The organism is Corynebacterium halotolerans YIM 70093 = DSM 44683 (genome assembly GCF_000341345.1).
GTDB lineage: Bacteria > Actinomycetota > Actinomycetes > Mycobacteriales > Mycobacteriaceae > Corynebacterium > Corynebacterium halotolerans.
Window position 1 is genome coordinate 37,780 of the sequence record NC_020302.1, and the last position, 25,247, is coordinate 63,026.

Annotated in this window: 26 protein-coding genes and 1 pseudogene; 13 read left to right on the top strand and 14 right to left on the bottom strand. The window is 66.3% G+C overall.

Features of this window, described 5'->3' with window-relative positions; all coding sequences use genetic code 11:
• Positions 1-34: 34 nt before the first annotated feature.
• The 3 genes from A605_RS15670 to A605_RS00180 all read right to left on the bottom strand — a co-directional run bounded on the left by A605_RS15670 (position 35) and on the right by A605_RS00180 (position 2,079).
• Positions 35-631: a hypothetical protein gene (locus A605_RS15670; protein ID WP_015399473.1), complete on the bottom strand. Its 597-nt coding sequence runs from the start codon at positions 629-631 to the stop codon at positions 35-37.
• A gap of 182 nt (positions 632-813) precedes the next feature.
• On the bottom strand, positions 814-1,425 hold the full coding sequence (locus tag A605_RS00175) for a hypothetical protein (RefSeq protein ID WP_027004385.1): 612 nt from the start codon (positions 1,423-1,425) through the stop codon (positions 814-816).
• A 120-nt stretch (positions 1,426-1,545) separates the two neighbouring features.
• Positions 1,546-2,079, bottom strand: coding sequence for a hypothetical protein (locus tag A605_RS00180; protein ID WP_015399475.1), 534 nt, complete (start codon positions 2,077-2,079; stop codon positions 1,546-1,548).
• A gap of 136 nt (positions 2,080-2,215) precedes the next feature.
• Between A605_RS00180 and A605_RS00185 the strand changes: the two genes are divergently transcribed.
• From A605_RS00185 to A605_RS00195, 3 genes are read left to right on the top strand one after another with little or no spacing between them, the layout of a single operon-like run.
• A complete protein-coding gene (locus A605_RS00185) occupies positions 2,216-2,860 on the top strand; it encodes a lipocalin family protein (RefSeq protein ID WP_015399476.1) in 645 nt (214 codons plus the stop codon).
• A 20-nt stretch (positions 2,861-2,880) separates the two neighbouring features.
• Complete coding sequence (locus tag A605_RS00190) at positions 2,881-3,840, top strand: zinc-binding dehydrogenase (protein WP_015399477.1); 960 nt, start codon at positions 2,881-2,883, stop codon at positions 3,838-3,840.
• A 13-nt stretch (positions 3,841-3,853) separates the two neighbouring features.
• On the top strand, positions 3,854-5,035 hold the full coding sequence (locus A605_RS00195) for an MFS transporter (protein ID WP_015399478.1): 1,182 nt from the start codon (positions 3,854-3,856) through the stop codon (positions 5,033-5,035).
• 230 nt (positions 5,036-5,265) lie between these two features.
• Here A605_RS00195 and lnt read toward each other — a convergent pair whose 3' ends face one another.
• The gene (gene lnt / locus A605_RS00200) at positions 5,266-6,735 is read right to left on the bottom strand and encodes an apolipoprotein N-acyltransferase (protein WP_015399479.1); all 1,470 of its coding nucleotides are present in this window, start codon (positions 6,733-6,735) and stop codon (positions 5,266-5,268) included.
• 387 nt (positions 6,736-7,122) lie between these two features.
• On the opposite strand from lnt, the gene A605_RS00205 reads away from it, so the two are divergent.
• A complete protein-coding gene (locus A605_RS00205) occupies positions 7,123-7,758 on the top strand; it encodes a TlpA family protein disulfide reductase (protein ID WP_027004386.1) in 636 nt (211 codons plus the stop codon).
• A gap of 40 nt (positions 7,759-7,798) precedes the next feature.
• Here the strand turns inward: A605_RS00205 and A605_RS00210 are convergent, their stop codons facing one another.
• The 3 genes from A605_RS00210 to A605_RS00220 all read right to left on the bottom strand — a co-directional run bounded on the left by A605_RS00210 (position 7,799) and on the right by A605_RS00220 (position 10,443).
• Positions 7,799-8,611, bottom strand: coding sequence for a cytochrome c biogenesis CcdA family protein (locus A605_RS00210; RefSeq protein ID WP_015399482.1), 813 nt, complete (start codon positions 8,609-8,611; stop codon positions 7,799-7,801).
• Positions 8,612-8,798: 187 nt separating this feature from the next.
• Positions 8,799-9,668 carry a cytochrome c biogenesis CcdA family protein gene (locus A605_RS00215; RefSeq protein WP_015399483.1) on the bottom strand — a complete coding sequence of 290 codons (870 nt, stop codon included), beginning with the start codon at positions 9,666-9,668 and terminating at the stop codon, positions 8,799-8,801.
• Positions 9,669-9,672: 4 nt separating this feature from the next.
• Complete coding sequence (locus tag A605_RS00220; RefSeq protein ID WP_027004387.1) at positions 9,673-10,443, bottom strand: DsbA family protein; 771 nt, start codon at positions 10,441-10,443, stop codon at positions 9,673-9,675.
• Between the two features lie 127 nt (positions 10,444-10,570).
• On the opposite strand from A605_RS00220, the gene A605_RS00225 reads away from it, so the two are divergent.
• From A605_RS00225 to A605_RS15605, 6 genes and pseudogenes are all read left to right on the top strand, one after another.
• Entirely contained in the window at positions 10,571-11,119 is a 549-nt protein-coding gene (locus tag A605_RS00225) for a hypothetical protein (RefSeq protein ID WP_015399485.1), read from the top strand.
• Positions 11,109-11,480, top strand: coding sequence for a BlaI/MecI/CopY family transcriptional regulator (locus A605_RS00230; RefSeq protein ID WP_015399486.1), 372 nt, complete (start codon positions 11,109-11,111; stop codon positions 11,478-11,480). The genes A605_RS00225 and A605_RS00230 overlap by 11 nt, the downstream gene beginning before the upstream one ends.
• Positions 11,477-12,463: a M56 family metallopeptidase gene (locus A605_RS00235; protein WP_015399487.1), complete on the top strand. Its 987-nt coding sequence runs from the start codon at positions 11,477-11,479 to the stop codon at positions 12,461-12,463. The genes A605_RS00230 and A605_RS00235 overlap by 4 nt, the downstream gene beginning before the upstream one ends.
• Before the next feature lie 298 nt (positions 12,464-12,761).
• The gene (locus tag A605_RS00240) at positions 12,762-14,168 is read left to right on the top strand and encodes an MBL fold metallo-hydrolase (protein ID WP_015399488.1); all 1,407 of its coding nucleotides are present in this window, start codon (positions 12,762-12,764) and stop codon (positions 14,166-14,168) included.
• A 464-nt stretch (positions 14,169-14,632) separates the two neighbouring features.
• Positions 14,633-15,445: pseudogene (locus A605_RS00245) on the top strand (class E sortase).
• A complete protein-coding gene (locus A605_RS15605; RefSeq protein ID WP_015399489.1) occupies positions 15,446-15,598 on the top strand; it encodes a hypothetical protein in 153 nt (50 codons plus the stop codon).
• 356 nt (positions 15,599-15,954) lie between these two features.
• Here the strand turns inward: A605_RS15605 and A605_RS00255 are convergent, their stop codons facing one another.
• The 4 genes from A605_RS00255 to A605_RS00270 form a co-directional block, all read right to left on the bottom strand.
• Positions 15,955-17,229 (bottom strand): MFS transporter, encoded by a 1,275-nt coding sequence (locus tag A605_RS00255; RefSeq protein WP_015399490.1) that lies wholly within the window; start codon positions 17,227-17,229, stop codon positions 15,955-15,957.
• Between the two features lie 231 nt (positions 17,230-17,460).
• Positions 17,461-18,324 carry a sulfite exporter TauE/SafE family protein gene (locus tag A605_RS00260; RefSeq protein WP_015399491.1) on the bottom strand — a complete coding sequence of 288 codons (864 nt, stop codon included), beginning with the start codon at positions 18,322-18,324 and terminating at the stop codon, positions 17,461-17,463.
• Between the two features lie 33 nt (positions 18,325-18,357).
• The gene (locus A605_RS00265) at positions 18,358-18,654 is read right to left on the bottom strand and encodes a rhodanese-like domain-containing protein (protein WP_015399492.1); all 297 of its coding nucleotides are present in this window, start codon (positions 18,652-18,654) and stop codon (positions 18,358-18,360) included.
• 44 nt (positions 18,655-18,698) lie between these two features.
• A complete protein-coding gene (locus tag A605_RS00270) occupies positions 18,699-19,289 on the bottom strand; it encodes a rhodanese-like domain-containing protein (protein ID WP_015399493.1) in 591 nt (196 codons plus the stop codon).
• Positions 19,290-19,434: 145 nt separating this feature from the next.
• On the opposite strand from A605_RS00270, the gene A605_RS00275 reads away from it, so the two are divergent.
• Positions 19,435-19,692, top strand: coding sequence for a metal-sensitive transcriptional regulator (locus A605_RS00275; protein WP_015399494.1), 258 nt, complete (start codon positions 19,435-19,437; stop codon positions 19,690-19,692).
• Positions 19,693-19,760: 68 nt separating this feature from the next.
• Complete coding sequence (locus A605_RS00280) at positions 19,761-20,186, top strand: DUF302 domain-containing protein (RefSeq protein ID WP_015399495.1); 426 nt, start codon at positions 19,761-19,763, stop codon at positions 20,184-20,186.
• A 359-nt stretch (positions 20,187-20,545) separates the two neighbouring features.
• Here A605_RS00280 and A605_RS14675 read toward each other — a convergent pair whose 3' ends face one another.
• Complete coding sequence (locus tag A605_RS14675) at positions 20,546-21,169, bottom strand: class I SAM-dependent methyltransferase (protein WP_161607620.1); 624 nt, start codon at positions 21,167-21,169, stop codon at positions 20,546-20,548.
• A 339-nt stretch (positions 21,170-21,508) separates the two neighbouring features.
• Here A605_RS14675 and A605_RS15995 point away from each other — a divergent pair, with 339 nt between their 5' ends.
• Positions 21,509-21,853 (top strand): ArsR/SmtB family transcription factor, encoded by a 345-nt coding sequence (locus tag A605_RS15995; RefSeq protein WP_015399497.1) that lies wholly within the window; start codon positions 21,509-21,511, stop codon positions 21,851-21,853.
• A gap of 257 nt (positions 21,854-22,110) precedes the next feature.
• Here the strand turns inward: A605_RS15995 and A605_RS00295 are convergent, their stop codons facing one another.
• Both A605_RS00295 and A605_RS00300 read right to left on the bottom strand, forming a co-directional pair.
• The gene (locus tag A605_RS00295) at positions 22,111-23,925 is read right to left on the bottom strand and encodes a glycoside hydrolase family 15 protein (RefSeq protein ID WP_149029356.1); all 1,815 of its coding nucleotides are present in this window, start codon (positions 23,923-23,925) and stop codon (positions 22,111-22,113) included.
• A gap of 216 nt (positions 23,926-24,141) precedes the next feature.
• A complete protein-coding gene (locus A605_RS00300; protein ID WP_015399499.1) occupies positions 24,142-24,798 on the bottom strand; it encodes a hypothetical protein in 657 nt (218 codons plus the stop codon).
• Positions 24,799-25,247: the final 449 nt, after the last annotated feature.

The following is a 25,247-nucleotide window of genomic DNA, read 5'->3' on the forward strand; positions in this document are numbered from 1 at the left end:
GCACGGGCTGAGTGATGTGGGCTGTTGGCATTGGTCAGCGGGAGGAGCCGGACCCCATGAGAAGGCCGAGAAGGAGCGGGATGTCCGAGGAGCCGAGAGCGGGCACCTCGTAGTCGTCGTGGTCCCAGCCCTGGTCGTCCTGGATGGTCTCAGTGTCGTTATTGTCCGGGGTGGCGTCCTCACCCGGAGTCGGGGTCGGGGGCTCGGTGTCCTGGTCGTCCTCATCGTCCCGGTCGTTCTCGTTGGAGGCCGGGGTGTCCGGGTTCTGCGGAGAGGGGGCCGGCTGGGACGGTTCCGGCTCGGCGGGCATCTCCACCGGGGCCTGTCCGCCACCCTTGAGACCGCAGCGGTCGGCGGCCTCCTCGACGCGGGCCAGGGCCGCGCGGATCTCATCGCCGCGTGAGTGGAAGGTTGCGGCGAGGCGGGCCTGGGAGGCTGTCTTGTCGTACTCAGCCTCACTGGTCCAGTATTTTCCGGCCTGTTCACAGGTGATCTGGCCGGAGGGCAGCTTGGCGAGCATGTCATCGACGATGTCGGCGGAGGCGGTGGCGGGCAGGGCGGTGGCGAGGAGAACGGCGGAAGCGGCGGTCACGATGCCGGTCCGGACCGAACGACGTGAGAGAAGGTTCATGCCGCTTACTATGACATGCATGGGTAGAAGCTGATATTTAAATGAGAAACTGCTTCCTCAACTTTTCGTTCTTCCCCCCATTGCGGTAACCGGAGCGCCTTTGAACGCGGGTCAAACGTCAGGAAACCGGGGTCCGACGGTGCTCGGCCGAACCCCGGCGACCGTGCCCTCACCGGGGGTGGTTAGCGCGGCAGGGTGACGCCGAACTGGGAGAGGAAGTCGGCGACGATCCGCAGCACGTCCGGGATGACGACGGTGGCGACGTCGCCGACCGGCACGTCGACGGTCGGGGTGCCCGGGGCCACCGGGACGGTGAAGATCTGGCGCTCGGTGGCGGCCTCGTCGTCGGCGGGGGCGGTCTCCTGGGCGGGAGCCTCCTGGACGGGCACCGGGGCAGGTGCCGGAGCGTCGTCGTTGGTCTGCACGGGCTGCTGCTGGACGGGGGCCTGCGGGGCCGGAGCCTGCTCCTGCTGTGCCGGTGCCACGGCGCCGCCGCCCTTGAGACCGCAGCGGTCGGCGGCCTCGTCCACGCGGGCCAGGGCCGCGTTGATCTCGCCGCCGCGCGGGTGGAAGACGGCCACCGCGCGGGCCTGGGCGGCGATCTCGTTGTACTCGGCCTCGGTGGTCCAGTAGTTCTCGGCCTGCTCGCAGGTGATCTGGCCGGCGGGCAGCGCGTTCAGCGCGCGGTCGACGGGATCCGCGGAAGCGGTGGCGGGCAGGGCGGTGGCCAGGGCGGCGGTGGTGGCGGCGGTGATGAGTCCGGTCTTGACGGTCCGGCGGGAGAGGATGCTCATGGCGACCACTATGACACGGATAGGCCGATCCTGAAACCGGAAAGTACAAAAACCACCGTCACGCATGAAAGAGGACCGACGGGAAGCCCCGCCGGGCCTCTGGCGGGTCAGCGTGACCGGCTAGCGGGAGGAACCGACCCCGAACTGGGCGAAGAAGTCGGCCACGATCTGCAACACGTCCGGGATGACGAAGGTGGCGACGTCGCCGACCGGCACGTTGACGGTCGGAGTGCCCGGGGCGACCGGAACGGTGATGACCTGGCCGACCGGAGCCGGGCCCTTGTTGTTGGCCGGTGCCTGCGGGGCGGGGGAACCGCCGTTGCCCGGGGCAGGTGCCGGATTGGCGGTGCCGCCACCCTTGAGTCCGCAGCGGTCGGCGGCCTCGTCCACGCGGGCGAGGGCGTCACGGATCTCGCCGCCGCGCGGGTGGAACACGGCCACGGCGCGGGCCTGCGCGGCGATGCTGTCGTACTGGGCCTCGGTGGTCCAGTACTCGTTGGCCTGCTCGCAGGTGATCTCGCCGGCGGGCAGCGCAGCCAGCGCGCGGTCGACGGGATCCGCGGAAGCGGTGGCGGGGGCGACGGTGGCCAGGGCGGCGACCGTGGCGGCCGTGACCGCACCGGTCTTCACGGAACGACGGGAGAGGAAGCTCATGCGCCCTACTATTGCACGATTCGGTTGTGCCGGAAAACGCGGCGCTGTCGTCGGGCCGGTCGGGTTCCCGGCGGCGGGGGCCGGATTTCTCTACTCTGAAACCTGAATCACACTTTCCCTCCCCGAAGGGCACCCCATGCGCCGCATGCTCACCGCTTTGACCGCACTCACCCTGGCCGCGGCACTGACCGTGCCCGCCGCCCACGCCCAGGACGCCTTCGACGGCGGCCGCCAGCTCGGCGGCTCCAGCCAGCTCGTACCCCGGGGTTTCTCGGGTGCGAACCAGCTCCCCGAGACCGATCAGAAGGTCGACCTGGAGCGCTACGCCGGCACCTGGTACCAGGTCGCCGCCCTCCCGCAGCCCTACACCGTGCAGTGCGCCCACGACACCACCGCCGAGTACCAGATGCTCGACGAGCGGACCATCTCCGTGCGCAACTCCTGCGGCACGCTGGTCGGCCCGGACTCCGTCATCGAGGGCACCGCGACCGTCCGCTCCGACGCCTCCCTGCGCGTCAACTTCGGCGGCGTGCCCTTCCAGGACCCGAACGGGCCGACCAACTACCGCGTCACCTATCTCGCCGACGACTACTCCCTGGCCGTGGTGGGCGATCCGGACCGGCTCTCCGGCTTCGTGCTCTCCCGCACCCCGGACCTGAGTCCGGAGCAGTGGTCGCAGGTCCGGGGCATCGTGGAGTCGCGCAGCTGGTGGTCGTGCGCCTTCCTCACCGTGCCCATGGCCGGGGGACGCGGCGACGTCGCCCCGCTGTGCACCCAGTAGAACAACCGGAAGGAGACCGCATGAAGGCCCTCACCCTCACGGAGGACCGCACCGCCGACACCCTGGCGCTCACGGACCTCGACGTCCCGGAACCCGGCCCGGGCCAGGTGCGCCTCAAGGTCCACGCCTGCGGTCTCAACCCCGTCGACCACAAGGTCGCGCCGGGACAGTCCCCCGGGCAGGTGCCCGGCATCGACGTCGCCGGCACCGTCGACGCCCTCGGCCCCGGCGTCACCCACGCGACCGCGGGCGACCGCGTCGTCGTCCACCTCGAAGTCGCGCACGGCGGCGGGCTGGCCGAGTACTGCCTCGCCCCGGCCGATGTGCTCGCGCCCATCCCGGAGTCCGTGTCCGACGCGGACGCCGCCGCGCTGCCGTGCGCCGGCATGACCGCCTTCCAGTCCGTGGACCGCCGCCTGAAGGTCACGGGTGACGACGTCGTGCTGGTCACCGCCGCAGCCGGCGGCGTCGGCGGGTTCGCCGTGCAGCTGGCGGCATTGCGTGGGGCGCGGGTGATCGGGACGGCGTCGGCACGCAACCACGACCAGGTGCGCGAGCTCGGCGCGGACGAGGTCATCGACTACCGCAACGAGGACGTGCCCACCCGCGTGCGCGAGCTGACCGGCGGGCGCGGGGTCGACGCGGTCGTCGAGTGCGTCGGCACCGCCACCGAGCTGTTGCCGACGCTCGCGTTCGGCGGCGGGCTCGCCGCGATCACCGGCCGCCCCGACTGGGACGCCGTGCGGCAGTTCACCACCGCGCCCTCGGTCCACGAGATCGCCCTCGGCGCGGCCCACCGGCACGGCGACGTCCGGGCGCGGAGGGAACTGCGCGACATGCTCGTCGAGCTCCTCGACCTTGTGGTCGCCGGCCGCCTCGCCCCGCGGGTGACCCGCACCTTCAGTCTGGCCGAGGTGCCGCGGGCCTACGCCGGGCTGATGGACGGCCACGTCACCGGCAAGTACGTCGCCGTGATCTAGCGGGGAGCCGATCGTGAACGCCGACCGCCGCCGGGTGCTCACCGCGCTGATGATCGCGCAGGTGATGGCCGGGCTCGCCCACGGCGTGACCTACTCCATGGGCGCGCTGCTCGCCGCCGACATGGCCGGGCAGGCCTGGGGCGGGGCGGCGTCGACGGTGACCACCGTGGGAGCGGGACTGTGGGCCGTGCCCCTGGCGCGGCTCGTGCGGCACCGGGGCAGGCGGGCGTCGTTGAGCACGGGCCTGGTCCTGGGATCACTGGGTGCGCTCTCCGCGCTGGGCGGGGCCAACACCGGGCTGTTCCCGCTGGTCCTGCTCGGATTCCTGTTCCTGGGCGCCGCGGTGGCGATGAACCTGCAGGCCCGCTTCGCGGCGGCCGACGTCGCCGAGGAGGAGACCCGCGGGCGCGACATCTCGCTGGTGGTGTGGTCCACCACGGTGGGCGCGGTGGCCGGCCCGCTGCTCTTCGACACCACGGAGCGTCTCGGGGAGAGCCTCGGCCTGGCATCGTTCTCCGGGGCGTACCTGGTGTGCATCCTCGCGCAGTGGGTGGCGGTCGCGGTGCTGCAGGTCATGCTGCGGCCCGACCTGCGCCCGGCGGGGGTGGGGGAGGGGGCGTCGGAAAGCGGACGGGCGCGGCTGCGCGGGCACCCGGTCGTGGGTTCGGCGATCTTCGCGGTCGCGCTCGCGCACTTCACGATGATCGCGATCATGTCCATGACCGCCGTGCACCTGCACGGCCACGGGGCGTCGATGGTCGTCGTCGGGCTGACGGTCTCCGCGCACGTCGGCGGGATGTACGCGCTGGCGCCGGTGTGGGGAGTGCTCGCCGACAAGGTGGGCACGCGGTCCACGATTCTGCTCGGCTGTGCCCTGACCCTGGCGTGCGCGGTGCTGCTCGTGCCCTTCAGCGGCGAGCAGACCGTGGTGATGGTCGCGCTCCTGCTGCTCGGGCTCGGGTGGTCGGCCACGCTCGTAGGCTCCTCGGCGATGCTCACCGCCGCCGCCCCGGACGGGCTGCGCACCGCGTTCCAGGGACGCAGCGACCTGACCATGAACATCGCCGGCGCACTCGGCGGGGTGGTGGCCGGGCCGGTGGTCTCCACGTTCGGGATGCCGTGGATGGCGGGGCTGGTGATCGTGCTCGTCGCCGTGCAGATGAGTGGGGTGGCGGTGATGTGGCGGGATAGGTAAGGGTGGTCGGATCAACATTTCCTCACTCGTGCCCACAGGCATCCTCTACGAGTTGCGGTCGCGTGGCTCGGTCCTGGCCGCCTCGTTTGCGGCGTGAACCGCCATACTCCTGCTCCCGCTGCTGGTCTTCGTCATCTGAGTGCACACCCGAAGGTGGAATGGGGTGCCCGTAGAGCCGGGCACAAACGACCGCGGTACCACAGGAGCGGCATTGACACGGCCCACGACATTCAGGCGGAGGTGTCTGTATCCGGCCTTCTCCTCTGCGAGTTGACGAGGCGGGCGACCACTGGCCATGCGAACACCAACATCGCGAGAACCATCATGGGTATGTCGCCCATTCGCGCGTATGGCGTCCTGCCAGTGTGAAGTGGAACGGTTGCTGTCAGTAGTTCGCTCGTGCCCAAGTCGCTGAGCTGGGACACTGTCCCATCAGGTTGGATGACCGCCGAGTAGCCGGTGGGGGCAGCCTGAAGCACGGTGCGGCCGAACTCGCTGGCACGCATCCGGGAGGCAGCCACTTCGACCGCGGGTACTTCATCAGTGACGAACGACGAGGCGTTGGTCGGTGCAAGAAGCAGCTGCCCGCCCTGGCGGACGGCATCAGCGACCCGGGAGGCGAAGAACACCTCGTAGGAGATGACTATCCCCAGTCGTGGGGTCCCTTCCGGGTCAAGCACCGCGGGCCCCTCGCCAACAATGGCATCACGCGGCACGAATCGCGTGTCCTCACTGAGCCGTTCGAACAAATCCCGCAGGGGAATGTACTCACCGAAAGGCACACGGTGCTGCTTTTCATAGCGGCCCAACCGGGCACCGTCCGGACCCCACAACACCGACGCGTTCCGGAATCCCTCCCCTTCAGACTCGGTAACCCCAACGACAACGTGGGTCTCGAGCCGCCGGGCCACCTCCGCAAAGGCTGCATCGATGGAGGATCCGGCAACGGGGCCGTCAACATTGGCGACATTTTCGGGCAGCAGGACCAGATCGGGGCTACCCGTGATGCCCTCCACTGTCTGTAGGTGCCTACGGGTGGTATCAAACGAGCCGGTGTCGATGGCGTGAAGCCCGCGGGGGCCTCCCCCTTGGACGAGCACAACATCAAGGGCGCCTTCTGTCGCATCACCCACGGCAGCTGGGGCAGCCAACGGCACCGCCAGTGCGCCTACGACTGCGACCACCGATATTCTCCGGGTTCGTCGCGGACCGAGGATGACAGCGGCGACACCGGCACCCGAGATTACAGCCAACGCGGTCACCAGCAGGGACCCGCCCAAGGGGGCCGCAGCCATGAAGGGACCGTCAGGCTGGCTCAGCCCGAACGCGGGCAGCGGGAAACCGCCGAATGGGAGCCGGTGCTGCACCGCCTCCAACACCACCAAGGCGGCAGGCGTGAGCAGCCACCACCCCGACCAGCTCTGACGGAAAGTGATATCGCTGCGTGAGACAGCGGCAACCAACGTCAATAGCAGCGTTTGGAAGGCCACAACTGCTACGTATCCGGCCACATTGAAATCAGCGAGCCAATCCAGGGCAATAGCGTAGTGAACCACCCCACCCAATCCACCGAGCCAGAAACGGTGGCGGAGTGGCTGGCCTGCCAGGGCCAGCATGAACACCGCCACACCCACCGGGAACAGCACCCACCAACCGCGGGGCGGTAGGGCCAACCACCATACGAGCGCGGCTGCCCCCATCGAAGCGGCGCTTACGGCCAGCCTGCCCCAACTGTCACCAGCTCTCCCTCCCGGAGGTGGTGAGTCCGTCACGGTCCGCTTGCTTGTGGTGGTCACACCAACCTCGCTTCTCTTGTGGCACTAGGGGATTTCTCGTCCGGAACCTGGACGCCCAGATTGCTACTATGGCACGTAGTCGACTACGTAATATAGTAACCTCAATTCGATCGCGGGCCATGGCTCCTGCCGCAGGATGAGCACATGACGCGAGGTGCCGATTAAACAAGCGCCTAGGGATATGGGGAAAGCAACAGCACCGTCGGCGCGCCAGAGGCTACAGCAAGGCCGGCGGTGCTTGCCAAGAAAGGTGACCGCGCACAACTGCTGGAGGCAGTAGGAGTATTTGGGATGAATAACAGCATCAAGGGATACCTCATCGGCGGGGTGTTACTGGCCATCTTGGTTGTCCTCGCCGTTCCGGTCATGCTCAGTGGTCCGGAAGACCAGAGGCCAGGTGTGGTTCTTCGATCGCAGGAACCGGAGCCTGATCCGGTTGACGATATCGCCCCGAATCCGGCCGAGGTACCCCAAGGGGTGCGGCCCCGCTGTACCGGACAAGGTGCTGCTGGCGTGGAACTTCCCTGTCTGGGGGCAGAAAATGGTGATACTCCGGCTGATGGTCAGCCTGAGGACACCGAGGCGAGCGTGATCAATGTCTGGGCCTGGTGGTGCGAGCCCTGCCGGGAGGAGCTGCCTATTTTTGATGAGTTCGCCGACGCGCACCCGGAATACAACGTGGTGGGCGTGCATGCAGATGCTTATCCGGCCAACGGCGTGGAGATGCTTGACTCTCTAGGGGTCGATCTTCCCAGCTACCAGGATGGTGACAATACGTTTGCGGGAACGCTCGGCTTGCCGGGGGTGGTTCCCATCACGGTCTTGGCGGTCGATGGGGAGCAGGTCGCCGTGTTCGCGCAGACCTTCCGGTCGGTGGAGGAACTCGAGCAGAAAGTCGCCGAAGGACTGATTGGCCAAGGGGCATGAGCCTTCCAGCCGCCGATAGGCTGCCGGCGGCTGGAAAGAACTACAGTAAGGTGGCGCCGTATTCCACGGTCCATTGACGTACCCAGTTGATGAAGTAAGCCCAGGCTCCGCTGAGCAGGGCAATACCGACGAGGACCATCAGCACACCCCCGAGTATCTGGATCTTCCGTGAATGACGCCGCAGCCAGTCAATCGTGCGCATGGCCCGGGCGGAGCCGAAGGCAACCAGCAAAAACGGCAGGCCGAGTCCCAGGCAGTAGCCAATGATGAGGGCGACCCCGCGTACTGCGGTCATCCCCTCGGTGCCGGCGGAAACGGAGATGATCGCCGCCAGTGTGGGTCCCAGGCACGGGGTCCAACCCAGGGCAAAGACCCCGCCGAGCAGCGGGGCACCGAGCCAGGTCGTCCACCCCTTCGGGCTCAACCGGGTGTCGCGCTGCAGAGCGGGCACGAGCCCCATGAACACCAGTCCCATGAGGATGGTGACCACGCCCCCGAGGCGCATGAGCGTATCCGCATTGAGGGTGAGCATGCTGATGGCGCCGAAAGCAGTCACCGTGGCCAGTACGAAGACGACGGTGAAGCCGAGGATGAACAGTCCGGCCGCACCGGCTACCGCCCACTGGCGTTTCGTGATCACCGGTCCGCGCTGCGCGTCGTAGTCGACCTCGGCCCCGACCACCCCAGCCAGGTAGGACATGTAGCCGGGGACGAGCGGGATGACACACGGGGAGGCGAAGGAGACCAGGCCCGCGGCGGCGGCAGCGAGAATGCCGAGCAGCAAGGGGCCGGTCGCAGCGGTGGTGGCGAACTGCTCACCGATCGCCAGCTGCGCCAGCACATCGACGGTCATAGGGGTATACCTCCTCGGCCAGGGTTATGGCGATGTCCAGGATGCCCTCGACAATGACCTTCGAGGGGGCACCGCGGCCGACCGGTGCTCGATACCCAGGACGCTGTGGGGTGAGATGGCCGGGGCCGGCACGCTACCGATCGCGGCCGACCCCGGGGGCACGTGTGATCGGGGTGATCCATCGCGGTCAGCGGGTGATGGTCCAACCGCTTTCCCGGACAGCGTGTGAGGTGTCCTGGGGATCTCTTCGTTTGTTCCACATAAGAAGGATCACGGCGGCGATAAGGATGATGGCCACAATGTCGATAAGCGGATTGCCGAATAGGGAGGCTGCCTGCTGCAGCCATGCCTGTGTCTCGGCGGGGACTAGTTCTGGCACGCCGACCAGTCCGTTGGTGGTCCAGAAGATAATGCCGACCACGATGATCAGCCCTCCGCTGATGACTGAGGTGGTGTGCCACTGTCGGCCGAGGAAACTAAACCCTCGGCCGCGCAACATGCGTTGCCCGCGTTGTCCGATTCGGGTCCACAGGGCGGCGATCACGATCAGGGGCAGGACCATTCCGGCCCCATACGTGCTCAAGATCAGCGCTGAGGAGAAGGCATTGCCGCTGGTGGCCGCGAGGGTCAACACCGCCCCCAGGATAGGGCCGGAACAAAACCCGGCGACACTGCTCGTCATGCCCAGTAGGAAGCTTTTTCCCAGTCCGGTCGACGCTACCGCTCGTGACTGCAGGCTGGATTGGCCGGGGAGGAGTCGGGAGGTGTCAAAGCCGTGGCCGAAGATCTGCACGATGCCCAGCAAGATCAGCACGAGAGAGGAGATCACGATGATGGTCTGTCGGTGCGAGACGAACAATTCCCCCAGGAACCCGGCCCCCAGCCCGAGCGGGACGAACAGCACCAAAAGACCGGCGTAGAAGATGACCCCGTGAAGCAGGAGCCGTGGACCAGCACCTACTGAGGAGGCGAAAAAGGCGGGAAGGAGCAACGCGGCACAGGGGCTCAACAGGGCCAGCACACCGCCGAGAAAAGCGCTCACCAGACCGACGTCCACGTGTCTACTCCTTGTCCGAGAGGGCTGGTTCCACAGCGCCCAGGAACACCTCGGTCGGCTGTGCCCCCATGATCGGCTGGCCGCCCAGGATGAACGCCGGTGTGGAGTAGACCCCCAAGTCCGGTCCCAACTGTGCGTTACCTGCCACCACCTCGGCGGTTTCCGGGGCGTGGAAGTCGGCTGTGAAGGCCTCGGTATCCAGGCCCAGGTCCCCGGCCAGGGCGATCAGTGCTTCGTCACTGAGTTGTTCTTCTGAGCGGTTTTCACCGTTGTTGAACAAGGCGTGGTGGTACTCCAGGTAGGCGTCTTCGCCCTGGAGGGCCGCAGCGTACGCGGCGCGGGACGCCCGTTCCGAGGCTGGCCCGAACAGGTTCAGATCACGCCACTCGATCCGCAGGTCCCCGGCCTTGGCGTACTCCATCATCGCCGGCAGGGTCTCTGCGCTCCATTTGGCGCAGTAGGGGCACTGGTAGTCGGAGAAGACCACCAGCCCCACCGGTGCATCCACCGGGCCCACCGCCAAAGGATCTGTCTCATCCCTGGTCTCCACGGCGGTGAGATCTGGTCCCGCGGGCTCCTGCGCACTTCCCCCCTGGGAGGGGACTTCCGGTCCTACCTGTGCTCCTGCTGCAGTCTGCGGACCGGCTCCCGCGGAACCGGTGTCCCGGCTCATGACCACAACGATGCCGATGAGCACCACCGCGACGGCGATAATAATTGCCGGAACCACCCACGTGTTTTTGCGGGACCTGCGGGTGTCGGATCCTCGGGCCATGTGACTTTCCCTCCATGCCCCCCTGTAGGGGCAGCTCTGCTACAAAACTAAATCGACTATGACACATAGTCGACTACCTGTCATAGTCGACTACGCGGAGTAGTTGATCTGTGGCAGGCTGAGGGGCATGGAAAACTCGACAGTCCTGGTTCTCGAGCGCCCCCGGCAGGGGCGTCGGGATGTGCTCACGGCATTGTCCTGGTGGGCTCCCCGCCACGTTATGATCGCGCTTGTTACCGCGGTGGTGGTCGCGCTCTTCATCGGTGTGCCCAGTGTGCTCATCCCGAATCCGTGGTTTGGTCGGGAGATTCCCACAGTGTGGTGGAATTACCCCGTCTGGCTGGTGACCTCGGGGTTGTCCGGCATGCTCATCACCACCTACGTGACAACTGACGGGTCGGATGCTCGGGAGCAGGACCGTGGCGCGCAACGGTCGAGCCACCTGGGACTGGCCGGAGGGGCTCTGGCCTGGTTCGCGGTGGGGTGTCCGGTCTGCAATAAAATTGTGCTCTTGGCCCTTGGCTACTCCGGGGCCCTGACGTGGTTTGCCCCCGCACAGCCCTATCTCGCGTTAATCGGGCTGGTGCTGACTGCTATCGCCCTCATGTGGCGGCTCCGGGGGCAGGTATCGTGTCCGATGCCCGAGCGACAGAAGGAGTCGACCAATGAGCACTGAGCGGGGAATTCCGGCCCTGGGACCGCTGGAAGAGCAGGTGATGCACATTTTGTGGAATCACGGGCAACTGACGGTCCGGGAGGTCATCGACCACCTCCCCGGGGACCCGGCCTACACGACGATCGCGACCGTCCTACGCCACCTGGGGGGCAAGGGAATGGTCACCGTCGTCAAGGACGGGCGCTCGGCCCGGCATGCCGTCCAAATGAGCAGGGAGGAATACACCGCCGGAATCATGGACCAGGCCCTTGAGGCCAGTCGGAACCGGACCGCATCAATCCTCCACTTCGTCGACACCATCGGCGAGGACGACCGTGCCCTGCTTCGGGAATATCTGCAACGGCAGGAAGGGCGGCCATGATCACCGCCCCGATTCTGTGGGCGGCCTTTGTCGTCGTGATGCTTCTTGCCGTGGGTCTGATCGGACCGGTTTTCCTGCGTAAAGCCGCCCCCGCTCTGGCGCGGGTACCGCGGGTGGCGATTGCCCTTTTGGCCGGGGGTATCCTCATCTGGCCCGCAGCGCTGTTGTCTCTGGGTCTGATCTTTGCCTGGGTGGTTTCCGGGCCGGTGATCTTGCCCGTCGGGGCCTCGGAGGTGTGCCGGCAGTGCCTGGCCGCCTCCAATCCGTTCACCACCGCCCCCTTCGATACGCGAATTCCCTCCGCCGTGCTCATCGCCGTTCCCGTACTGGCCGGAGTCATCAGTGCTGTCGGTGTCATCGCGGAATACCGGGGCCGAGTGCGACGTTCCCGGGACACAGCGACCGTGGTGCTCGACGGCTCCACCCGGCAGATGATTCACGGGCACACGGTGGCGGTGGTGGCCGATGACCGCCCCTGGGCATTAGCCTTTTCCTCCCGGCAGGGCGGTATCGCGGTGTCTACCGGGACGCTCGACCGGTTGGGTGGTGACGAGTTGACGGCGGTCCTCGCCCACGAAGCCGCCCACCTGCGGCAACGCCACCACGTGGTTTCCGACCTGGTGGCCAGCATCGCCGCCCACCTGCGCTGGGTGCCTTTTATCCGGGAGGCGGCCGCGGCGCTGCCGGCCTATCTGGAAATCGCGGCAGATGAGCGGGCCTGCCGACAGGCGGGGACCCCGGCTATGGTCCGGGCCCTCCTTGTCCTCGGCGACCGCACGACACCGGCGGGAGTCGCTGACTCTGCCTCCGGTCCGCTGTTGGCGGCCGGCCCCGATCGCATTCCGCACCTGGTCCGCCCCGAAGTCGGTAGGCGGGGATACTTTCCGGCGGCGGCAGCCTCCGCCCAGCTTCTCATCTTGGGTGCAGTCAGTGCCGTCGTCCTCGCGTCCTACGCCGGGGCGTTACTCAGTGGCTGCATCTAGCAGATTCCCTGTCTGATCTGCCTTGGTCTCGACCGGTTGAGCCGACGGGGCTTTTCAGGTTCTTGAGGCTTCCCGGGCAGGGGGACATGTGACTCGCTGGAGACGTCTTGGTGCTACAGGGGCAGGTCTTGCATGTGCATCGTCAAAAAGCGAGCGAACAGAGCCCGCACGGGGCGTCTGAAGCTACGTTCTTCGGGGAGCTCCACCATTGCGGAATACCCCAGGGGGTATTATGGTTGTGGTGTACGACCGAGGAGAACTTCCCCGGCTGTCCCCGATTTCCTGCGAAGGAGAAACCATGCTCATCGAACGCATCTATGACGAGGATCTGGCCCAGGCGAGCTACTTCATCGGCTGCCAGGCCAAGAACACGGCCGTGGTGGTCGATCCCCGTCGAGACATCGACGTCTACCGGGCGATGGCAGACAAAAATGGCATGACGATCGTCGCCGTGACCGAGACCCACATCCATGCCGATTACCTCTCGGGCACCCGGGAGCTGGCTGCGGCCGTTGGAGCGGATGTTTACGTCTCGGGTGAAGGCGGCCAGGACTGGCAGTACGAATTCGACGCCAAGCGGCTGCACGACGGCGATGAGATCCGGATCGGCAACATCACCATCGCGGCCGTCCACACCCCCGGCCACACCCCGGAGCACCTGTCCTTCCTGGTCACCGACGGCGCCTTCGCCGACGAGCCCGGATACATGCTCACCGGTGACTTCGTTTTTGCCGGGGACCTGGGGCGACCTGATCTGCTGGACGAGGCCGCCGGGGGTGTGGACACCCGTTTCGAGGGAGCCAAGCAGATGTTCGCCAGCCTGCGGGACAAGTTCCTCACCCTGCCCGACCACATCCAGGTCTTCCCCGGCCACGGGGCGGGCTCAGCCTGCGGCAAGTCACTGGGCGCCCTGCCGTCGACCACAGTCGGCTACGAGCGCAAGTACTCCTGGTGGGGTCACTACCTGGCCGACAACGACGAGCAGGGCTTCATCGCTGAGCTGCTCGACGGCCAGCCTGATGCCCCGGCCTACTTCGGCAGGATGAAGGTGCACAACCGTCGTGGCCCGGCCATCATGGGCGAGCGTGCCCCCCTGACCGAGCTGAATACCGCGACCGTCGCCGCCCAGCTGGAGGCCGATGAGGTGACCTTCGTCGACACCCGCTCCGCCGAGGAGGTCCACACCGGCACCGTCACCCGGGCCCTGAACATCCCCGCCGGGGGCTCGGTGGCCACCTACGCCGCCTGGGTCATCGACCCCGACAACGACGACCGTCCGCTGGTCCTGCTGGCCGACGACCAGGAGTCCGCGCAGGAGTTCTGGGACCACCTGGTCCGTGTGGGTATTGACGCCGTCGCCGGTTACGTGACCGGCATCGAGGGTCTGCCGCAGACCATGCCACGGGTGATCAGCCCCGTCGAGCTCGAGTCCTTCGACGCGGTGATGCGCCTCGACGTCCGCGCCAAGAGCGAATACGACGACGGGCACGTCCCCGGGGCCACCCAGCTCCACGGCGGACGGGTGCTGTGGAACCTCGACCAGCTCCCCGAGGAGGGCACCATCGTGACCTACTGCCAGAGCGGTACCCGCAGCTCGGTGGCGGCCAACGGACTGCGCAATGCCGGTTACGACGTCGTCGAGCTGGAAGGCTCCTACGAGGCGTGGTGTGACCACCAGGCCAAGGTGGGCGCCACTCAGCGCTAAACCGAAGCTGTGACAAGAGGGACCGTCCCATCAGGGACGATCCCTCTTTTGCTTCTTCCCCGAGATCTCCCCGAGGAAGCTAAGTGGATCAATGAGCCTCGGGCGGGTCGCTCGTCCTCATGGATGCGAAGCCGGGACTTTGTGGGGATATCAATCCCAGTCGACTGCGTCTTGCGGAAAGTGGGACCGGAACCCATGGTGGAGATGGAGCTGGCCATGATGTTCTGGGGCAGTGATACGACCATCACCGGCTGAACCCGACCGGGGGTCCGCCTGTGGAATATCGAGAACCTCCTGGACGGGAGGCGCTACACTCACCGAGTCACCTGAGATGGCGATTCGGCCAAATCTACTGGCGGCACCAAAATTGTGGGGTTCAGCCCTCAGGGCCGGCACCCATGCAATATGCAGGCCCCTCCACCGATTTACCTCCTGACCGCAGCATTTCCAGGAGCTCCTCTCGCATGAGCCAGACAACAGCCACTGGACGTCGGCGCGTGAGCATGACCCAGGTCCTCGGCGAGCTGCTGCTCACGATGGGGGCCCTTATCCTGCTGTTTGCCTTCTACGAGTCCTACTGGACCAGCCTCGCCTCGGGACGGCTCCAGGATGAGAAAGCGAACGCCCTGGAAGAGAAATGGGCCGGCGCAGAAACCGAACAGGTGAATCCGCGCCAGCAGCTGACGCCTGAGCTCGGCGAGGCGTTCGCCTGAATCCATATCTCCGCCTTCGGCCCGGACTTCCAGTTCACTGTCGTCGAGGGCACCTCTGACGAGGGCCTGCTCGCAGGCCCGGGCCGCTACATTGAGTCCCAGCTGCCCGGGGAAGCCGGCAATTTCGCCGTGGCTGGTCACCGCGTGGGCAAAGGCGCGCCCTTCAACGACCTAGACAATCTGGAGGTGTGCGACGCGATTGTCCTGGAAACGCAGTCCGAGTGAATCACCTACCGGGTGCTGCCCATCGACGTTGAGGGCGACGCCCGCCGAGCCGAGGCTACCGGGTGCCTAACCCCGCAGCAGGTGGAACGGGTCTCCAGCGGCGAATATGCGGGGGTGCAGGGTCGGCACATCACTCTTCCGGGCGACATCGAGGTGATCAACCCGGTGCCGGGCACGTCCGTGTTCGCCCCGGCCTCCGAACTGGAGGGGCTGGGCACGCTGACCACCTGCCATCCGCAGTTTTCGAACGCGGAACGCATGATCGTCCACGCCATGGAGGTCGAGTCGACCCCGAAGGTCACCGGCGAGATGCCCGCAGTGCTATTGGAGGAGAACTAGATGTATGGACTGTTGTGGCGGGCTCTCCCTGGCTCTTGGCTGGTGAGGCTGATGTTGCTCATTGTTCTGCTGGCGGCGGTATTTATGCTGCTCATGCAGGTCGTCTTCCCCTGGGTGGCCACGCTGATGCCTTACAACGACGTGGCTGTCTAAAGCATGAGGATTATTGAAGCCTGGGGATCGTGAGGGAGCCTGGCTTCTTGGTCATGGGGCTGGTCACCGCGCCCTGATGGGCTGGGTTGGTGAGTATACCTGTCGACGGTGGGCGCGGACCCCGGGGAATAGGAAGAATCAAGAAGGAGGGAGCGTCCCTGATGAGACGCTCCCTCCTTCTTGATTCTTTCCTGTGCTTTCCCGGAGGAACTTGAGGGGATCAATCAGCACCGGATGGACTGCCTGTGACTCGGGCTGGTACTTGGGCTCAATGCCCGTCACCGCGGCTCGCTCCTCTGCCTCCGGGGAGGCAGAGGAGCGAGCGGAACTCGAAGGCGCCAGACGGTGGGAGGGGATCAGGCAGGGATCATGGCGCCCATCGGTCGGTGGGTCTCGTACAACCGGACGGCCACCACCAGCGCGGAGACCGCGCTGATGGCCGCAGCCACCCACACGGCAGCATGCAGGCCCACGAGGTCGGCGACCATCCCACCGAGCAAGGCGCCGGCCGCATAACCGAGGTCCCGCCACACCCGGTACACCCCCACCGTGCGGCCCCGCTGTGCGGGGTGGGCGACATCGCCGACCACGGCCAACAGGGTGGGATAGACCAGAGCGGTGCCTGCCCCCAAGACGACGGCGCCGATCGCCCAACCGGTGAAACCGTCACTGAGAGCGATGACCGCCAGTCCAAGAGCCTGGGTGGCCATGCCACTGGTGATGAAGGGTTTGCGGCCAAACCGGTCGGAGGCCGCACCGGTGATCAATTGTCCGACGCCCCACACTCCGGGGTAGAGGGCGACGAGCACCCCGATCTGGGTCAGGCTCAGCTCTGCGGTGGCGAACAGCAGGGGGAACAGTCCCCATGACAGGCCGAAGTTGAGATTGTTGACCAGTCCCGCCTGGCTGGCGGCGGACAGGGCTGGTTCGCGGATGCTGGTATCGAGGAAGATATCCCGATTGGTCCGTACCGGGATAGGGGCGTCAGGGTCGGGGTGGTTGGTTCCAGCGGCCTCCAAGGTGGCGTGGTCCCGGGTTTCGCGCACCCACCAGGTGCTGATGCCCAGGGCGAGGACGGCATAGGCCAGGCCCAGTAGGAACGGCACTGGGCGCAGTCCATACTGCTCGGCGAGGTGGCCGGCGAGCAGGGAGGTGACCGCGACTGCGGCGTAGCCGGCGGCCTCGTTGAGCCCCATCGCCAGGCCCCGGCGGGCAGGCCCCGCGAGGTCGATTTTCATCACCACGGTCGTCGACCAGGTCAGGCCCTGGTTGATTCCGAGCAGGACGTTGGCGGCGATTACCCACCACCAGGTCGGGGCGAGGATGAGCATCACCGGCACTGGCAGGGCGATCAGCCAGCCGATCAGCAGGATCGGTTTGCGTCCGTACCGATCCGACCACGTTCCGGCGAACCAGTTGGCGGCGGCCTTGGTCACTCCGAAGGCGGCGATGAAAGTGAACATGAAGGTGTAGCCGGTCAGGCCAAATTCGTGCTCGGCGAGGAGGGGCAGCACGGTCTGTTGTTGGCCGACCATGCCGCCGACCAGGGCATTGACCACCACCAGGAGGGTGAACTGGGTGGCGTTGGCCCGCAGGCCCAGCACGGGGACCGGTCGTGGACGAGAGAACATGGAAAACTCCTGTCAGGGGCATCGAGGAAGGCGTGCGGATCCGCCGGACCACCGCATGGGTGAGGTGGTGGTGTGCGCAGGAAACGCCAACAGGACGTGTTCTCGGTTCCGTGGCCATAAGGTCGGTGGCACCTCGGTCGACGGATCGGGAACGCGTCCTGCTGGGTTGAGTGGGCGAGTGCACCTGTCGGTGGTGGCCGCGGGCGCCGGAGATGGGGAAGTGGTGGGCTCCTACCGGGCTGCGGCGGTGCTCCGCAGGGGGCAGGCGGGAACGGTGGACCAGCAAACCGCTGCGGTGACGGCCACGAGAGCGGCGGCGATAGCAGCGACCCCGGTGGTGTCGAAGAGCTCCTGAATGAGGACGAAGACGCCCATCACCAGGACGAAGACGCCGAAGCCCTTGCGCAGCAGTGCTTCAGGGATGCGCCCGGCCAGGCGGGATCCGAGCAACGAGCCGAGGACGGCGGCGACGGTGACCGCGCCCACCAGGGCCCAGTCCAGTTCGACGGAGGTGAGGTAGCCGGCCAGGCCGGCAAACGACTTCATGGTGATGACCACCAGGGAGGTGCCCACGGCCACCGGCATGGACAATCCACCCAGCAGGGCCAGCGCGGGGACGACGAGGAACCCACCCCCCGCGCCCACCAGACCGGTGATCACGCCGACGACCAGGCCGTCGAGGATCACCCTGCCGAGGGGCAGGTCACGGTCCTTGGTCTCACCCGCGGAGCCCTTGCGGCCGCGGATCATCGCGATGGAGGTGGCGATCATCATCAGCGCGAACGCGATCATCAACACCGTCCCGGGGATGTGCCCGCCGAGCAATCCGCCGCCGAAAGCACCCGCCATGCCGGCGGCGCCGAAGATCACGCCGGTGCGCCACTTCACCCGGTGGTTGCGCGCGTGGTTGATCGCGCTGACCGCGGAGGTCACGCCGACGACGAACAGGGAGGCGGCGATGGCCTCTTTCGGGTCCATCCCGGCGACATAGGTCAAGATGGGCACGGTGAGGATCGATCCGCCGCCGCCGAGCAGGCCGAGCGACAGGCCGATCAGGATCGACAACAACAAGGTGAGGATGAGCGTGAGGGTCATGGGGTGTCCTAGTCGGGTAGCCGGGGGCCTGGGTCAGCGGGTCGGAAGGCCGGCCCGCTGCCAGGCGGTCATCCCGCCGGTCATGGTGTCGGCCGTGTACCCGGCCTGGTTGAGGGCATCGGCCACCGCCGCACTGCGGTTGCCGCTGCGGCAGACGACAATGATGGGCCGGTCCTTGTCGAGGTCGCCGAGCCGGGAGCCCAGCTGGCCCATGGGGATGTGGATGGCACCGGGGATCATGTCCTCGCGCACCTCGAAGTCCTCCCGGACATCGAGGACCTGATCCGTGGTGTAGCGCTTCTGGGTGTCGGGGACGGTGATTTCTGCCATGGTCTTACTCCTTCTGACGGCTAGGGGAGGAGGTGGTGGGTTGATCAGGCCGACGGGTGGGGGATCTGGTTGATGGCCTCGGCCGCGGTGGGAGCAGCGGTGGTCTTGTTCCACGGCATCACCGACAGGGCCTTGCCCATCGCGCAGGTATTGGTCACCCCGGAAAACGTCAGGCCGGCGCCAATGGCTCCGGCGACGGTGCGCAACTTCGGGGAGAGGAACTTACCGCCCACCAGGCCGGTGACGACCAGGGAGCCGGCGACCAGGCGCACCTGACGTTCGAGGTCCCAACGCTGTGCGCCGCGGATGACGTCACCGCCGGCGGCGGCGAAGGCGTTCACCCCACCGGTGAGCACATGGGCGGTCTCCACGCCGGCGGCGCCGAGACGCTGACGGGCCTGCTCAGCGCGGACGCCGGACTGGCAGACCAGGACCACGCGTTCACCGAGACGCTCGGCGAGCTGTTCGGTGTGCTCGGAGACCAGCGGCAGCGGCACGTTGTAGGAACCACGGATGTGCAGGGCCTCAAATTCAGCGGCCGAGCGGACATCAATGACGACGAGGTCCTCGTGGTCGGTGATCCACTGGCGCAGGGTGGCCGGCTCGACGGTGGTGATGGTGGTGGACGGGGTCATGGACATCCTTTCGAAGGCTGTTACTGGGTGCGCCGCCCAGTCTTCCATATACCCCCCGGGGTATGCAATATACGGGAGGGGGTATGCAAAATGTCCCTGTCGGTATAGGGTGAAGGCACGTCCCCAGCCTGCATAAGGAGTCCCGATGCAACTCGAACCCACCGAGCTCAAGCCGGTCGTCAACCGCCTCAAGCGCGCCCAGGGGCAGCTTTCTGCCGTGGTGCGCATGCTCGAGGAGGGAAGTGAGTGCAAGGACGTCGTCACCCAACTTTCCGCGGTGACCAAGGCGCTTGACCGGGCTGGGTTTGCGATCATCGCCACCGGACTCGAGCAGTGCCTAACCAATCCGGATGAGTCGATGGATAAAAAGGAGATGGAGAAGCTCTTCCTCTCCCTTGCCTGATCCACCGGCCGCTGTCAGGCTGGAGGTGTCAAGTCATCGCCGAGTCACTCACCGTAAGGAGTCAGAGCATGTCCTACACCCACACCGTTGCCGTGTCCCTGTCCTATGACGACGCCGTCGAACGCACCCGGGAGGCGCTCGCCGAGCACGGATTCGGCGTACTCACCGAGATCGACGTCCGTGCCACCTTCGACAAGAAGCTCGGGGCCGACGCTGCCGAGGCGGTGGGGGACTACGTCATCCTCGGCGCCTGCAACCCCACCCTGGCCAGCAAGGCCCTGGCCGCGGAACCGGAGCTCGGAGCGCTGCTGCCGTGCAACGTCGTCGTCCGCCGCGGGGCAGGGGATGACCGGACCACCATCGAGACGATTGATCCGCAGACCATGGTCAAGCTCGGCGAAAGTGACCGGGTTCGTGAGGTCGCCGACGACGCTGACGCCCGACTTCAGGCGGCGCTGGCCGACATTGCCGCCGGCAGCGATGCAGGCGCCTGACCAGACCACCGGGGACAGCTGACGAAATCTTTCGTACGCACTGTCCATCCGTCACCGACGAACCTCGAAGAACGAGGCATGTCCCTAAGTAGAGTGGCGTAAGCGCGGCTCAATACGTATGTGTCCGTAGGCATAGACAGATCCGCCCAGGGTGGCCCCAGCCGTTTTCTACGAGGTAATCGATACTCTGGGAGTGGAAGAACAAAAACACCCCAGCGGCACCCCTGGGCATTCCTGCTCGCTGCGACATGGCGCCGCCGCCTTTCTTTTACCTGCCCTGTCTCCGTTTCAGGCCCTATCCAGTAGGGCCACTTCCACTGGCCGGGGTCACCGGAACCTCTCGGTTGTTAGCCGGCGCCTCACGACGTGGAACGCTCGACAATAGTGATGATGTCCAGGAACTCAGCGTTGAGCTGATACTCGTCCAAGCGCAGTACCTGCCACTTCGATCCGTCCAGGCGATCGAGCTGCCGACGATAGTCGGCGAGACTGTCGCGGATGACCTCCGGCGGGGGGCCGTGTGGGCTGTCAGGGGCGTGGGCAATCCAGATCAGCCGACCCCCGGGCGCCAGCAGGTGCGCACTGTTGATCAGCACCTCCAGGTCGGTGTGCAGATAGGCCGCCACTACCAGGTCGAATCTGGAGGCATCAGCCGGTTGCCAGGACGAGACATCCGCCACAACCGGTGCGATATGGTCCGCGACCCCACGCTCGGTGGCCTCCCGGCGCAACAGCTCATGGGCCGAGGCGGCGAAATCAACCGCGGTGACCTGCATGCCTAGTTCGGCCAGCGCCACGGCGTGCCGCCCGGGCCCGGAGCCGAGATCGACGGCGCGTAGATCATCCGCCGCCCTGCCGGTCGGCTTCGCCTGAGCGATAAGCGCCTGGGCTTGTTCCATGACAAGCGGGTGCGGCTGTACCCCGTCAGGCGCGTGCCCCTCATCGTCCCGGTAGCGCGATTCCCACATATCTTGAGAGCTCATGCCTGCCATTCTCGGCCCAGGAACTCGGCATACGCAACCACTTCGTCGTTGAAAAAGAAGCGTGGAGACCTGCACCTGGAGAATATTTCTCCCGGAAAAGAGCGCAGACTTGCCCTTCCCGGGGGAGGCAGAACTTACCGATATCGATGGCCGATTCAGCCCAGGAGAGGGACGGGGTGGGCTCAGCGCGGTAGACGAGCGGGCCAGGGAACGGGGTAACCGTATCGGTTTTACCTCCGCGCGCGACACGACGGTCGGCCCCCTATTGAAGATTAATGCCATCAAGTGCCGGGCCCTTCCGTTAATCAACGGAATAGTAAACCTCCCGGCAGGGAGGCGATGTTTGAGTCCTTTGTCCAGGTGCTCAAGGCGGTTGCGAATCCGCGTCGGCTGGAGCTACTGGAGCTCATGGCTCAGGACGAGCATAACGTTGAACCCCTGGCTCACCTGTCGGCCATGGGCATGACGACAGCGTCTGCGCATCTGCAACAACTCAAGCGCACCGGCCTGGTGACCACGAGGCGGGAGCGCGCCACCGTGTTCGATCGCATGGCCGGCGATGGTATCGCCGCGCTGTACACGGCGGCTAAAACAGTCGCAGTAAACCGGTACCCCCAATTCACAAGGTGTCCCGTTTCCCAGGAACTGAGGCATCCTTGTCTAGGTCCTCGGACAGGAGCGTAAGGCAGGATATCGCAAAAGTTCACGTCTCTCGCCTACCGAACAGGCATTATGCGTTCGTCACCCCGCCCCCGCGCTAATTTTTGCGAATAGCCCCAGGGATCGGGCCGCTCGTCGGGGCGATCACTTTCCGGGAGGAGTGATAAAAGGAGGAGGTTGCCTTCCCATCGGACCAGCGTCCCGGGGACACCGCCACCGCCGTCGTCGCTGGCACGGAGACCGCGCCGATGGAGGAGGACGGCATCGCTGCGGCCCGGTGATCAGTACTGGGATTCCTTCGGATGTTTGATCGCGTAGGCGGCGCGGACCAGCGCCAGGTGCGAGAACGTCTGCGGGAAGTTGCCGACCAGCCGCTGATGTCTGCTCGAGTACTCCTCGGAGAGCAGGCCGAGGTCGGTCCGCACGGACAGGATGCGGTCCATCATCTCCCTCGCGTCCTCGAGGCGACCGGAGTGGGCGTACTGCTCGACCAGCCAGAAGGAGCACATCAGGAACGGGTACTCCTCACCCGGCAGGCCGTCAGAGCCGGAACCGGCGCGGTAGCGGTAGAGGAAGCCAGCGTCGTCAAGCAGCTCCCGTTCAATCCGCTCCACGGTGCCGAGCATCCGCGGGTCGTCGTAGTCCACGAAGCCGATCTGGGCGAGCATCAGCAGGGAGGCGTCGACCTCAGTGTTGTCGTAGGCCTGGGTGAAGGAGTTCAGCTCCTCGTTGAAGCCGCGGGTCAGTATCTCCTCCCGCAGCCTCTCCCGCAGGTCGCGCCAGTGCTCGACGGGCCCGTCGAGGCCGTGCTGCTCCACGGCCTGGACGCCGCGGTCGAAGGCGGCCCACATCATCGCCCGGCCCTGAGTGAAGTGGTGCGGTTCGCCGCGCATCTCCCAGATGCCCTGGTCCTTGACGTCGAACTGGGCCTCCTGGAAATCGAGGATGGCCTTCTGCAGCTCCCAGGAGAACTCCCCGTCCTCCACGCCCGAGTCGCGCAGCCGCTTCAATGCCACCATCACCTCACCGACGACCTCGGACTGGTACTGTTCGGCGGCGCCGTTGCCGATGCGCACCGGGGTGGAGTCCTCGTAGCCGGCCAGGTGCCCGAGCTCGAATTCCGGCAGGTGGCGCTCACCGCCGAGGCCGTACATGATCCGCAGCCGGTCGGCGTCGCCCGCGATGGCGCGCAGCAGCCAGTCCCGCCACTCGACGGCGCGTTCCTTGAAGTCGTTCTCCACGAGCACCTCGATCGCCATCGCGGAGTCCCGCAACCACGTGTAGCGGTAGTCCCAGTTGCGCACACCCCCGAACTCCTCCGGAAGAGAGGTGGTCGGGGCACCGACGATTGCGCCGGTGGCGGAGTGGGTGAGCGCGCGGAGCACCAGCAGGGAACGCCGGACCGGCTCCAGGTACTCACCCTCGGCGTCGAGACGGTCGATCCACTCCCGCCAGAATTTCCGGGTGTGCTCCAGCGCGTCGCTGTGATCCGGCATCGGCGGATGCTCGAAGTGGGATGGCGACCAGGTGAGCACCCAGCGCACGGCGTCCCCGGTCCGTAGCGTGTGGACGGCGGTGTGGCACCCGGTCTCGGGGTGGTGCTCCAGCCGGGGGCCGCGGACATGGACGGAATTGGGGCCGGCGATGGCACGCAGCTCCTCGATCCCCTCGACGTTGTGGTGGCGGACGTAGGGGTCGGAGGCGCCGTAATCGAAGCGCAGCCGCAGGACATTGCGCACGTCCACCTCACCCTCCAGGCACTCGACCATCCGGATGAGGTCGGTGACGGTGTGCTCATGCTCGCCCTCGCCCGCGGGGTTGATGGGCATGAAGTCCGTGACCTTCGCCCGGCCCGTCGGGGACCGCCAGACGGTCTCGAGGACGAAGGTGTCCCCGAGGTAGCGGCGCTCGGTGACCACGCCGTCCGCGATGTCGAGGAGCCAGTGGCCGTCCTGTTCACCGCCGAGTAGCGCGGAGAAGGTCGCCTGGGCGTCGAAACGCGGCAGGCACAGCCAGTCGATGCTGCCCGCGCGGGAGACCAGGGCGGCGGTCTGCGTGTCGGACAGGAGTGCGTAGTCCTCCAGGGGTGTGGACAAGGCTGCCTCCACGTGTCTCGGATGCGTTTTCTCCCCAGCCTATGGAAAATCCGGGCTCTCGTACCGGCGCGCAGCCGGGCGCCCGCCCGGCGGTCGCTGCGGGTCGTGCGTGGCTGTCCCCTTCATGTGGCGGTTCCCGGATGAGCGGGGCGGGACCACCACGTGAAGCTGACACTCACGTGACACGCGAACGGTTTCGGAATGCGGCGGCTGAGCTCAGGAGGCGGCGAAAGGAGTCACGTGCCGTTCCGGGCTGAGGGGGGTGAACCAGGTGGCGAAGTCCATCATCGTGTCGGCAGCGGGATGGGACAGGGCAGCCCCGGCGGTGGCGGGAGCGTAAAGAGGTGCGAGGTCCAGGCCGTCGTAGAGGGTGTCCTCGAGCACCGTCCGCCAGTTGGTGGGCATCTCCACCTCGAAGATCTCGGCCAGGGACTCGGTTTTGTTGAGCAGGACCCGTAGGGCGAGTGCGTGGGCGATCGTGGGCAACGGCTGCCACTCATGGGTGAGGTAATTGGTGACGTCGACGACGGCGGTGAGGAATTTGCGGGCGAAAAATCCGTTGACTTTGTCCGCGTACCGTGGTGGTAGCTCGGAGAGGACCAGGGTCTCCGCCTGAATTCTGCCCTGGATGCTCAGATCGTCCGTGAAGGACATGAGATCCTCGAACAGCTCATCAACCGTCACCATGCAGGCGTGCCACAGCACGCCCTTGACCAGATCAAGGTCCTGCGGACCCCCGGAGGCCGATGCCTCCACCCCGTGGCCGACAACGCCCACCGGTGCGGGAAGAGAACTCAACCCCGCCAGCCGGCGTCCGGTCTCCACCAGTGAGGGGACCGAGAACGGGGAGCTGCTGAAGTGAACGTCCTCCACCTCCCGAGGGGATCCCGGCAGGAGGGCAACCGGGCGATTGGTCCGCGCACTGCCCTTACCCGTCTTCCGTGTGAACCTGTCGGAGCCGATACCGGGGGACGGATCCGTGGCCGTGGGGGTTTCTGCCCCGCCGACCGGTCCATCAATGTCGGCAGAGGAGACGACCCGCAGATGAACTGCGCGGGAGGCGGGGGAGGGCTCACCTGTGCGGGGAGACTGATTCGCCCGGGGCGGGTCGTCTCGAAGGAGGGTGTCCGAGCCTCGGTCCTCAAGGCTCGAGCTCAGGGGCGCACTGACCTTTTTCACGCGTTACCTTCTCGAATATGTTGACCGACAGTGAACGACCCCTCATTTTTAACCCAGAAGTTGACGTGACCCCCCGAGGTATCGCGGACTTTTGTCCGGAACGTCCTCTTCCGCCCCTAAATGGGGCTGACCTGCAATAATAC

What these genes read in the sequence shown, in the direction of transcription:
- A605_RS15670 (WP_015399473.1), bottom strand. Translation starts at nt 631, where the DNA reads ATGAACCTTCTCTCACGTCGTTCGGTCCGGACCGGCATCGTGACCGCC.
- A605_RS00175 (WP_027004385.1), bottom strand. Translation starts at nt 1,425, where the DNA reads ATGAGCATCCTCTCCCGCCGGACCGTCAAGACCGGACTCATCACCGCC.
- A605_RS00180 (WP_015399475.1), bottom strand. Translation starts at nt 2,079, where the DNA reads ATGAGCTTCCTCTCCCGTCGTTCCGTGAAGACCGGTGCGGTCACGGCC.
- A605_RS00185 (WP_015399476.1), top strand. Translation starts at nt 2,216, where the DNA reads ATGCGCCGCATGCTCACCGCTTTGACCGCACTCACCCTGGCCGCGGCA.
- A605_RS00190 (WP_015399477.1), top strand. Translation starts at nt 2,881, where the DNA reads ATGAAGGCCCTCACCCTCACGGAGGACCGCACCGCCGACACCCTGGCG.
- lnt (WP_015399479.1), bottom strand. Translation starts at nt 6,735, where the DNA reads ATGGGGGCAGCCGCGCTCGTATGGTGGTTGGCCCTACCGCCCCGCGGT.
- A605_RS00205 (WP_027004386.1), top strand. Translation starts at nt 7,123, where the DNA reads ATGAATAACAGCATCAAGGGATACCTCATCGGCGGGGTGTTACTGGCC.
- A605_RS00210 (WP_015399482.1), bottom strand. Translation starts at nt 8,611, where the DNA reads ATGACCGTCGATGTGCTGGCGCAGCTGGCGATCGGTGAGCAGTTCGCC.
- A605_RS00220 (WP_027004387.1), bottom strand. Translation starts at nt 10,443, where the DNA reads ATGGCCCGAGGATCCGACACCCGCAGGTCCCGCAAAAACACGTGGGTG.
- A605_RS00225 (WP_015399485.1), top strand. Translation starts at nt 10,571, where the DNA reads ATGGAAAACTCGACAGTCCTGGTTCTCGAGCGCCCCCGGCAGGGGCGT.
- A605_RS00230 (WP_015399486.1), top strand. Translation starts at nt 11,109, where the DNA reads ATGAGCACTGAGCGGGGAATTCCGGCCCTGGGACCGCTGGAAGAGCAG.
- A605_RS00235 (WP_015399487.1), top strand. Translation starts at nt 11,477, where the DNA reads ATGATCACCGCCCCGATTCTGTGGGCGGCCTTTGTCGTCGTGATGCTT.
- A605_RS00240 (WP_015399488.1), top strand. Translation starts at nt 12,762, where the DNA reads ATGCTCATCGAACGCATCTATGACGAGGATCTGGCCCAGGCGAGCTAC.
- A605_RS15605 (WP_015399489.1), top strand. Translation starts at nt 15,446, where the DNA reads ATGTATGGACTGTTGTGGCGGGCTCTCCCTGGCTCTTGGCTGGTGAGG.
- A605_RS00255 (WP_015399490.1), bottom strand. Translation starts at nt 17,229, where the DNA reads ATGTTCTCTCGTCCACGACCGGTCCCCGTGCTGGGCCTGCGGGCCAAC.
- A605_RS00260 (WP_015399491.1), bottom strand. Translation starts at nt 18,324, where the DNA reads ATGACCCTCACGCTCATCCTCACCTTGTTGTTGTCGATCCTGATCGGC.
- A605_RS00265 (WP_015399492.1), bottom strand. Translation starts at nt 18,654, where the DNA reads ATGGCAGAAATCACCGTCCCCGACACCCAGAAGCGCTACACCACGGAT.
- A605_RS00270 (WP_015399493.1), bottom strand. Translation starts at nt 19,289, where the DNA reads ATGACCCCGTCCACCACCATCACCACCGTCGAGCCGGCCACCCTGCGC.
- A605_RS00275 (WP_015399494.1), top strand. Translation starts at nt 19,435, where the DNA reads ATGCAACTCGAACCCACCGAGCTCAAGCCGGTCGTCAACCGCCTCAAG.
- A605_RS00280 (WP_015399495.1), top strand. Translation starts at nt 19,761, where the DNA reads ATGTCCTACACCCACACCGTTGCCGTGTCCCTGTCCTATGACGACGCC.
- A605_RS14675 (WP_161607620.1), bottom strand. Translation starts at nt 21,169, where the DNA reads ATGAGCTCTCAAGATATGTGGGAATCGCGCTACCGGGACGATGAGGGG.
- A605_RS15995 (WP_015399497.1), top strand. Translation starts at nt 21,509, where the DNA reads ATGTTTGAGTCCTTTGTCCAGGTGCTCAAGGCGGTTGCGAATCCGCGT.